The organism is Burkholderia sp. ABCPW 111 (assembly GCF_000773065.1).
GTDB lineage: Bacteria > Pseudomonadota > Gammaproteobacteria > Burkholderiales > Burkholderiaceae > Burkholderia > Burkholderia savannae.
Window position 1 is genome coordinate 177,538 of sequence record NZ_JPWT01000077.1, and the last position, 9,057, is coordinate 186,594.

7 protein-coding genes are annotated in these 9,057 nt (G+C 69.5%); 5 read left to right on the forward strand and 2 right to left on the reverse strand.

Annotated features, from left to right (window positions below; genetic code table 11):
• Positions 1 to 143: 143 nt before the first annotated feature.
• A complete protein-coding gene (locus tag X946_RS18020; RefSeq protein ID WP_038750194.1) occupies positions 144 to 1,673 on the reverse strand; it encodes a class I adenylate-forming enzyme family protein in 1,530 nt (509 codons plus the stop codon).
• Positions 1,674 to 1,914: 241 nt separating this feature from the next.
• Positions 1,915 to 3,555: an acyl-CoA dehydrogenase family protein gene (locus X946_RS18025; RefSeq protein WP_038750197.1), complete on the reverse strand. Its 1,641-nt coding sequence runs from the start codon at positions 3,553 to 3,555 to the stop codon at positions 1,915 to 1,917.
• 46 nt (positions 3,556 to 3,601) lie between these two features.
• On the opposite strand from X946_RS18025, the gene X946_RS18030 reads away from it, so the two are divergent.
• From X946_RS18030 to X946_RS36325, 5 genes are all read left to right on the forward strand, one after another.
• Complete coding sequence (locus X946_RS18030; RefSeq protein ID WP_038750200.1) at positions 3,602 to 4,285, forward strand: TetR/AcrR family transcriptional regulator; 684 nt, start codon at positions 3,602 to 3,604, stop codon at positions 4,283 to 4,285.
• Between the two features lie 678 nt (positions 4,286 to 4,963).
• Positions 4,964 to 6,118 carry a pyridoxal phosphate-dependent aminotransferase gene (locus X946_RS18035; RefSeq protein ID WP_038750203.1) on the forward strand — a complete coding sequence of 385 codons (1,155 nt, stop codon included), beginning with the start codon at positions 4,964 to 4,966 and terminating at the stop codon, positions 6,116 to 6,118.
• 68 nt (positions 6,119 to 6,186) lie between these two features.
• Positions 6,187 to 6,981, forward strand: coding sequence for an ABC transporter substrate-binding protein (locus tag X946_RS18040; protein ID WP_038750205.1), 795 nt, complete (start codon positions 6,187 to 6,189; stop codon positions 6,979 to 6,981).
• 259 nt (positions 6,982 to 7,240) lie between these two features.
• Positions 7,241 to 8,746: an FAD-binding oxidoreductase gene (locus tag X946_RS18045; RefSeq protein WP_081989759.1), complete on the forward strand. Its 1,506-nt coding sequence runs from the start codon at positions 7,241 to 7,243 to the stop codon at positions 8,744 to 8,746.
• Positions 8,747 to 8,824: 78 nt separating this feature from the next.
• The coding region (locus X946_RS36325) for a hypothetical protein (RefSeq protein ID WP_235364038.1) at positions 8,825 to 9,057 on the forward strand (233 nt) is incomplete at its 3' end.

A 9,057-nucleotide genomic window follows, 5' to 3' on the forward strand; every position in this document is an offset into this window, starting at 1 on the left:
CGGGCGTCGCCTAGCGGCGTTCGCGGCGCGCATCGATGTGGATCACGACGGGCCCCGGGGCTGCGCAAGCGGACTCGGGGCTTCGTTTTTTCCGGACGCACGGGCGGCGAAGAAGACGGCGCAGACGGTGCGCCGCAGTCGCGTCACGCGCCGCGTGCGCGCAGCAGGTACTTCTGCAGCTTGCCCGTCGGCGTGCGCGGCAGGCGCTCGGCGAACACGTATTCGCGCGGGATCTTGTAGGCGGCGAGGCGTGTTTCGCAGAACGCGCGCAGCGCGTCGGCATCGACCGCGCCTTCGGCGCCGCTCGTGCCGCCGGCCGCGCGCAGCACGACGTGCGCGACCACGGTTTCGCCCCATTCCGGATGCGCGCGACCGATCACGGCCGCCTCCGCGACGGCCGGATGCGCGGTCAGCACGTCCTCGACTTCCTTCGAATAGACGTTCTCGCCGCCCGTCACGATCATGTCCTTGATCCGGTCGACGACGAACAGATAGCCGTCGTCGTCGATGCGCGCGACGTCGCCGCTGCGATACCAGCCGTCGTCCGCGAACGCGGCGCGCGTCGCGTCGGGGGCGTCGAGATAGCCGAGCATCATGCTGTCCGCGCGCAGCAGGATTTCGCCGATCTCGCCTGGCCGCGCGTCGTCGCCCGACGCGGTCACGACCCGCACGTCAACGCCCGGCGTGCCCCGACGGCCGATCGAACCGGCCTTCATGGTCTGCTCGAACGGGTACAGCACGGTGCCGGCGGGCCCCGTCTCGGTCATTCCGTACACCTGATAGAACGCCTCGCTGCGGTACGCATGCATCAATCGGCGCGCGAGCTCCGCGCCGATCGGCCCGCCGCCGTACAGCCAGGCGCGCATGCTCGTCAGGTCGAACGACGCGAAATCGGCGATCGTATCGAGCGGCAGCGTGTACGACACGGGCGCGCCGAAGTACAGCGTCGCCTGCTCGGCTTCGACCGTCTGAAGAAAGCGCAGCGGATGATAGTCGCGCATCAGCACGACGGTGCCGCCCACGTAGAGCGTGCCGCCGAACCAGTTGTTGAGCGGCGACGCGTGCCAGATCGGCATCGCCGTCAACGTGCGCTCGCGCTCGGTCATCGACAGCGCGAGCGCGCTCGTCGCGGCGGCGAGCGCGACCGTCCGGTGGCTGTGCATGCAGCCCTTCGGGCGTCCCGTCGTGCCGGACGTGTAGAGGATCTCGGCGAGCGCGGTGTCGTCGGGCGTGCCGGACGCGATGCCGGCCGCATCCGCGACGAGGCGGTCGAACGGCGCGGCGCCGTTCGCCTCGCCCTCGGTCGCGAGACGTTGCGCGCCGTGCTCGACCTTCGCGAGCACGGGCGCGAGCGCGGCGTCGAACAGCACCGCGCGGCTCGCGCTGTGACCGAGGATGTAGTCGACTTCCGGCGCCTGCAGCTTGTGGTTGATCGGCACGACGGCCGCACCGATGCGCCACGCGCCGAAGAGCAGATCGAAGAACGCGGGCGTGTTGAAGCACATCGCGGCGACGCGCTCGCCCGGCGCGATGCCGAGCGCGGCGAGCACCTCGGCCGCGCGCCGCGAGCGCCGCTGCATGTGCCGGTACGTGATCGTCGCGCCGTCGTAGCGCAGGAACGGTTTGTCGGGCGTCGCGCGCGCGGCGCGATCGAGTGCGGCAATCAGGTTCATCGCTTCGGGCTCCGTTCGTTCTGCGGGCGATCGTTCGGGCGGATGCGGCGCGACATGCGGCGGTCGGCTTCGGGCGAGGTGCCGCATGTCGCGCCGTGCCGGCGGAGCCGGCTGGGCCTAATGCCGGCGCGGCGTAGCGCGCGCCGCGCACGGTCGCACGGTCGCACGGTCGCACGCTCACAGGCTCACACACTCACACACTCACACACTCACACACTCACACACTCACACACTCACACACTCACGCGGCGTATGCGCGTTGCAGCAGCGCGGCGACGTCCACGCGGCGCGAATCGAGCGCGCCGGTCACGCGGCCCCAGGCCGGCTCGCCGAAGCGAGTCGCGATGAAGCCGTCGCTGACGAAGGCGGGCGCCGCGTCGAGCAGGAGACACGCCTGCGCGACGAGCGCGATGCGTTGCGCGAGCACGCGGCCGAGCGCTTCGAGCGCGTCGGGCGGCGTGCCGAGCAGCGCGCGCAGCGCGTCGAGCTCCGCGCGAATCCGCGCATCGCGGCCGCCGAGCGCGTGCAGCTCGTCGACGAGCACGTGCGCCGCGTCGGGCTCGCGCGCGATCGCGCGCATCACGTCGAGGCACATCACGTTGCCCGAGCCTTCCCAGATCGAATTGACGGGCGCCTCGCGGAACAGCCGCGCGATCGGGCCGTCGTCGACATAGCCGTTGCCGCCGAATACTTCCATCACTTCGCCCGCGGCCTCGACCGCACGCTTGCAGACCCAGAATTTCGCGGCCGGCGTGACGATGCGCGTCCACGCGTGCTCGTCGCGCTCGAACGCCTGCGCGAGCCGCATCGCGAGCGCGAGCGCCGCTTCGCTTTCGAGCGCGAGATCGGCGAGCACCGCGCGCATCAGCGGCTGCTCGGCGAGCGCGCGGCCGAACGCGTGACGCCGCCGCGTGTACGCGATCGCCTGCACGAGCCCCTGGCGCAGGATCGCCGCGCTGCCGAGTACGCAGTTCAGGCGCGTGTAGGTCGCCATTTCGATGATCGTCGGAATGCCACGGCCTTCCTCGCCGAGCATCACGCCCCACGCGTCGCCGAGCTCGATCTCGCTGCTCGAGTTGCTGCGGTTGCCGACCTTGTTCTTCAGGCGCTGGATCAGCACCGCGTTCTTCGTGCCGTCCGGCCGCCAGCGCGGCAAGTAGAAGCACGACGGGCCGCCCGATTCGGTGCGCGCGACGACAAGGTGCGCATCGCACATCGGCGCGGAGAAGAACCATTTGTGGCCGCGCAGCAGATAGTCGCCGCCGCGGCCGCCCGCGCCGACGGGCACCGCGATCGTCGTGTTCGCGCGCACATCCGAGCCGCCCTGCTTTTCGGTCATCCCCATGCCGATCAAGATCGACTGCTTCGCGTCGATCGGCACGTCGCGGGGGTCGTGGACGTCGCTGTAGAGCTTGTCTTTCAATTGCGCCCATAGCGCGGGCTCTTTCCGGAGGACCGGGATGCTCGCCTGCGTCATCGTCGCCGGACACAGCGTGCCCGCCTCGATCTGGCCGTGCAGATAGAAGCCCGCCGCGTTCGCCGCCCAGCGGCCCGCGCGCGATTCGCGCAACGCAAGCGAGATCAGGCCCTGCTCGCGATAGAGGCCGAGGAGCGCGTGCCAGCTCGGGTGGAAATCGACGCGGTCGATCCGGCGGCCGCGGCGATCGAACGCGTTCAGCTCCGGAGCGTGGCGGTTCGCGTCCTCGGCCTGTTGCGCGGTGTCGCGCGCGCCGAGCCGCGCGCCGTATGCGCCGAGCCGCGGCGCGGCCCACGACGCGCCCGCGCGTTCGAGCATTTCACCCAGCGCGGCGTCGGTCGCGAAGAGGTTATAGTCGGTCAATTCGTCGAACTGGTTGCTCACCTCGTGGGTCGACCAGGCCATGATGGGCGTCTCCGTGTTGGTGTTCGGCTCGATCAGGTTAGCAAAGATGACTTCGCGACATGTTCAGGTTTCCGCGCCCGCCGAGCGGTCGATCGCTCAGCCGCAGCCGGCCTTGCGCCGCCGTCCGCGGCAGCGTCGCGCGCACGCGAGCTCGGAGGCGCTGCAGCAGGCGTTTGTTCAGGTTTTGCTCGAGCGCGGCTACGCGAAGGCGACGATCCGCGAGATCGCCGCGGTTGCAGGCGTGAGCGTTGGCACGTTCTACGAGTATTTCGGCGACAAGGAGAGTCTCGCCGCGCTCACGATCCATCATTACGTGAAGACGATCGCGACGCGGATGCGGGGCGTCGTCGATACGCGGCGCGGCGCGCGCCGCCGGGCGATCGCGGCCGCGCTCGTCGACGCGCAGATCGATGCGCTCGAGCAGGACGCGCGGGTGTGGGCCGCGATGTTCACGCTCGAGCGCAAGGTCTCGCCGATCGACGCGTATCGCCGGCATTACGACGACTACGTCGCGCTGTGGCGCGATGCGCTCGCCGGCGCGAGCGATGCGCCGGCTGACGCGCGGCTCGGCGTGGCGGCGCGCGTCGTGCATGCGCTGTGCTACGGGTGGGTGTCGCAGTCGCTGCTCACGCAAGGGGCGGATGTCGACGTCGCGCAGTTGCGCGGCGAGCTGCATCGGGCGGTGGACGCGTATCTCGCGGCCGAGGCCGATGACGAGGCGGCGGGGTAGGCGGCTGCCGGATGAGCGGGATGTGTTGCCGATGCCGCTCCGGCGAGCGGCATCGGGCGTGGTGCGCGGCGGCGGGCGATTGGGCGATTTCGGCGGGTTTTGCGAAGTCTCTCGCTGGGTGAATGTTTGCCTCGATCTGCGAATTTCCCGGTTGTTTTGTTGCGCTGTCCTTCAACTTCCGGGCCATTGAACGGTCGGGCTGCTGGATGGCCGAGCGGCTGAATGGACAATCCGCTGACCTGCCGACCTGCTGACCTGCTGACCTGCTGACCTGCTGACCTGCTGACCTGCTGACCTGCTGACCCGCCGATCCGCCGATCCGCCGATCCGCCGATCCATCGATCCATCGATCCATCGATCCATCGATCCATCGATCCATCGATCCATCGATCCATCGATCCATCGATCCATCGAAAGTTTCGACCCTATTACCGAGACTGCTGCTCGCCAACCGCCCGCATCTTCCGCCCGAAGGCCCTCGGCGGCACTCCGGCCGCACGGAGCAATCGAGCCGTTCCTCGCGTCCAGCCTCCGCTATCAATCCAATGCATGAGTTTTCGTCATGCCTTCCATGACGAACTTTCGATTGTCGCCGGATATTGGCTCGGGCCAAATCGGCACCGTTACCCCGCGCATCGGCAACGGCCGGCGCGCCTGTCCACGAAACGAGGAGGAGCCATGCAGAGCGCCGCCGCGCCCCGTTCGAAGCTGCACGACGTCGGCACGACGATCTTCACGGTCATCGGCCAGCTCGCCGCCGAGCACCAGGCGCTGAATCTGTCGCAGGGCGCGCCGAATTTCGCGCCCGATCCGGCGCTCGTCGAGCGCGTCGCGCGCGCGATGCGCGACGGACACAACCAGTACGCGCCGATGGCGGGCGTCGCCGCGCTGCGCGAGGCGCTCGCGGTCAAGACGGAGCGCCTGTACGGCGCGCGCTACGATCCGGAATCCGAAATTACCGTCGTCGCGAGCGCGAGCGAGGGGCTCTACGCGACGATCAGCGCGCTCGTGCATCCGGGCGACGAGGTGATCTACTTCGAGCCGTCGTTCGACAGCTACGCGCCGATCGTGCGCCTGCAGGGCGCAACGCCCGTCGCGATCAGTCTCTCGCCCGAGCGTTTTCGCGTGAACTGGGACGAAGTGGCCGCCAAAATCACGCCGCGCACACGGATGCTGATCGTCAACACGCCGCACAACCCGACCGCGACGATCTTCGGCGACGCCGACATCGCGCGCCTCGCGCAGCTCACCGAGGGCACCGACATCGTGATCCTGTCCGACGAGGTGTACGAACACGTCGTGTTCGACGGCGCGCGCCATCACAGCATGGCGCGTCATCGCGCGCTCGCCGAGCGCAGCGTGATCGTGTCGTCGTTCGGCAAGTCGTATCACGTGACGGGCTGGCGCGTCGGCTATTGCCTCGCGCCCGTCGAGCTCACGCGCGAGCTGCGCAAGGTGCACCAGTTCATGACGTTCGCGGCCGACACGCCGATGCAGCACGCGTTTGCCGACGCGCTCGCCGAGCCGTCGAGCTATCTCGAACTCGGCGCGTTCTACGAGCGCAAGCGCGACCTGCTCGTGCGCGAGCTTGCCGGCTCGCGTTTCGAGCTGCTGCCGAGCGAGGGCTCGTTCTTCATGCTCGCGCGCTTTCGGCATTTTTCCGGCGAGTCCGACGCCGATTTCGTGCTGCGCGCGATTCGCGACGCGCGCGTCGCGACGATCCCGCTGTCCGCGTTCTACGCGGACGGCGCGAACACCGGCTGCATCCGCCTCAGTTTTTCGAAGGACGACGCGACGCTGATCGAAGGCGCGCGCCGTCTGCGCAGCCTCTGACGCGCGCGGCGCGCGCGACCGGGCGAGACCCCGACCGGACAAGATCCCGACCTCAAGGAGAATCATCGATGAAACGACTGCAAATCTGGCTGGCGCTCGCATGCGCGTTGGGCGTCGTCGCGGGCTGCGGCGCGGCGCGCGCCGAGGCTTCGCAAACGCTGCGCTTCGGTCTCGAAGCGCAATACCCGCCGTTCGAATCGAAGGCGGCGAACGGCGAGCTGCAGGGCTTCGACATCGACGTCGGCAACGCCGTCTGCAAGGAGGCGAAGCTCGCGTGCAAGTGGGTCGAGACGTCGTTCGACGGGCTGATTCCCGCGCTGCAGGGGCGCAAGTTCGACGCGATCAACTCGGCGATGAACGCGACCGACCAGCGCCGTCAGGCGATCGACTTCACGACGGTGATCTACCGCGTGCCGACGCAGCTGATCGCGCGTGCGGACAGCGGCCTCGCGCCGGCGCCGGAATCGTTGAAGGGCAAGCGGATCGGCGTGTTGCAGGGCTCGATCCAGGAGGCGTACGCGAATGCGCACTGGGCGGGCTCGGGCGTGCGGATCGTCGCGTATCAGGACCAGAACCAGGCGTACGCGGATCTCACCGCGGGCCGCCTCGACGGCACGCTCGTGCTTGCGCCGGCGGGGCAGCGCGGGTTCCTGTCGCGGCCGGATGCGAAGGGTTTCGCGTTCGTCGGGCAGCCGGTGCGCGACGACAAGATTCTCGGCGGCGGCATCGCATTCGGGCTGCGCAAGGGCGACGATGCGCTGAAGACGCGCCTGAACGCCGCGATCGACAAGCTGAAAGCGGACGGCACCGTGAAGGCGCTCGGCCGGAAGTATTTCGGCGACATCGACATCTCGACGAAGTGACGGAGGCGGCGCGATGAGCGAGCGGGCGACGCGCGATTCGTCGGCCGGCGCGGATGCGATCGGTGCCGATGCGGCGGGCGATGGCAATGGCGATGGCGTTGCTGCCGGCGTCGCGCCGGATGCATCGATTACAGCTACAGCCGTTTCGTTATCCGATGCATGTCGAATCGGCGCGGCATCCGGCGCGAGCGCGGGCGCCGGCGTGAGCGGCGGGGCGCTGCGCGCAGCGGCAAGCGTTGCGATTGCCGCTGCCGCGGAGATGGCCGAAGCCGCTGAAGCCACCGAAGCCACCGAAGCCACCGAAGCCACCGAAGCCACCGAAGCCACCGAAGCCACCGAAGCCACCGAAGCCACCGAAACCACCGAAGCCACCGAAGCTGCCGCTCGCGCGCACGCGATCGAATCAGCGCTCGTCGACGAACTCGGCGCCGCGCTCGTCACGCGCTCGGCCGCGATCGAGCCGCGCTATTTCACCGCGTATAACGAAGCGCCCGGCGTCCGCCCGCTCGCGCTCGTGCGGCCGGCCTGCGTCGACGACGTGTCGCGCGCGCTCGCGCTTTGCACGCGGCTGTGGCAGCCGGTCGTGCCGCAGGGCGGCTTGACGGGGCTCGCGGGCGGCGGCGTCGCGCTCGGCGGCGAAGTCGTGCTCTCGATGGAGCGCTTCGCCGGAATCGAGGAGATCGACGCAGCGGCCGGCACGATGACCGTGCGCGCGGGCACGACGCTGCAAGCGGTTCAGGAAGCGGCGGACGCGGCGGGTTTCGCGTTCGGCGTCGATCTCGGCGCACGCGGCTCGTGCCAGATCGGCGGCATGCTCGCGACCAACGCGGGTGGCACGCGCGCGATCCGCTTCGGAATGATGCGCGAGCAGACGCTCGGCATCGAAGCCGTGCTGGCGGATGGGACGATCGTCACGTCGCTGAACAAGGTGCTGAAGAACAATGCCGGCTACGACGTGAAGCAGCTCTTCATCGGCAGCGAAGGCACGCTCGGCATCGTCACGCGCGCGGTGCTGAGGCTGCATCCGCCGCTCGCGCGGCACGCGACGGCGCTGTGTCGAGTGCCCGATTACGGCACGCTCGTGCGGCTCTGGCGCGACGTGCGCGCGGCGCTGCCGGGCGTCGTCAGCTTCGAGGCGATGTGGCCGGCGTTCTATCGCTACGTTGCCGAGAACACGCCGGGCTTGACCGCGCCGTTCGGCGCGGGCGGCGATTTCGTCATCCTGATCGAATGCGCGGCGAGCGGCGCGCATGCCGACGCGCGCGACGCGCTCGAGCAATGCCTCGGCGCATGCTTCGACGCCGGCCTCGTGACCGATGCGGCGCTTGCCGCGTCGGAGCGGCAGGCGCGCGATATGTGGACGCTGCGCGAAGGGCTCGCGATCGATGCGCTGCCGCATCTGCTCAATTTCGACGTGAGCCTGCCTGTCGCGGAACTCGGCGCGTTCGCCGAACGTTGCAACGCCGCGCTGCGCGCGCGTTGGCCGCATGCGGTGTGTCTGTGCTTCGGGCATGTCGGCGACGGCAACGTGCACGTCGGCGTGTCGCTCGCCGATCTGCCCGCGCATGGCGCGGATAGCGTCGAGCGCGCCGTCTACGGGGTCGTGCGTGAAATGGGCGGATCGATATCGGCCGAGCACGGGATCGGTGTGCACAAGCGGCCGTTTCTCGCGTATTCGCGCAGTGCGGCCGAGATCGGCGTGATGCGGGCGATGAAGGCCGCGCTCGATCCGCTCGGGATTCTGAATCCCGGGAAGGTGTTGTAGCGCGATCGGGGCAGGCGTTGCCCCGTGTGTGCGAGCGTCTTCCGCCTGAGGGCGCGGCGCTGGCCCGCGTTGCAGCCGATGGTGGGCGCCTTCGCGATCGTGATCGTCGTTGCGGGCGCAGCGATCTTTCGTATCATCGCTGCCGCACGCCGCACGCCGCACGCCGCACGCCGCACGCCGCACGCCGCACGCCGCACGCCGCACGCCGCACGTCGCACGCCAACCGCCAACCGCCAACCGCCAACCGCCAACCGCCAACCGCCAACCGCCAACCGCCAACCGCCAACCGCCAACCGCCAACCGCCAACCGC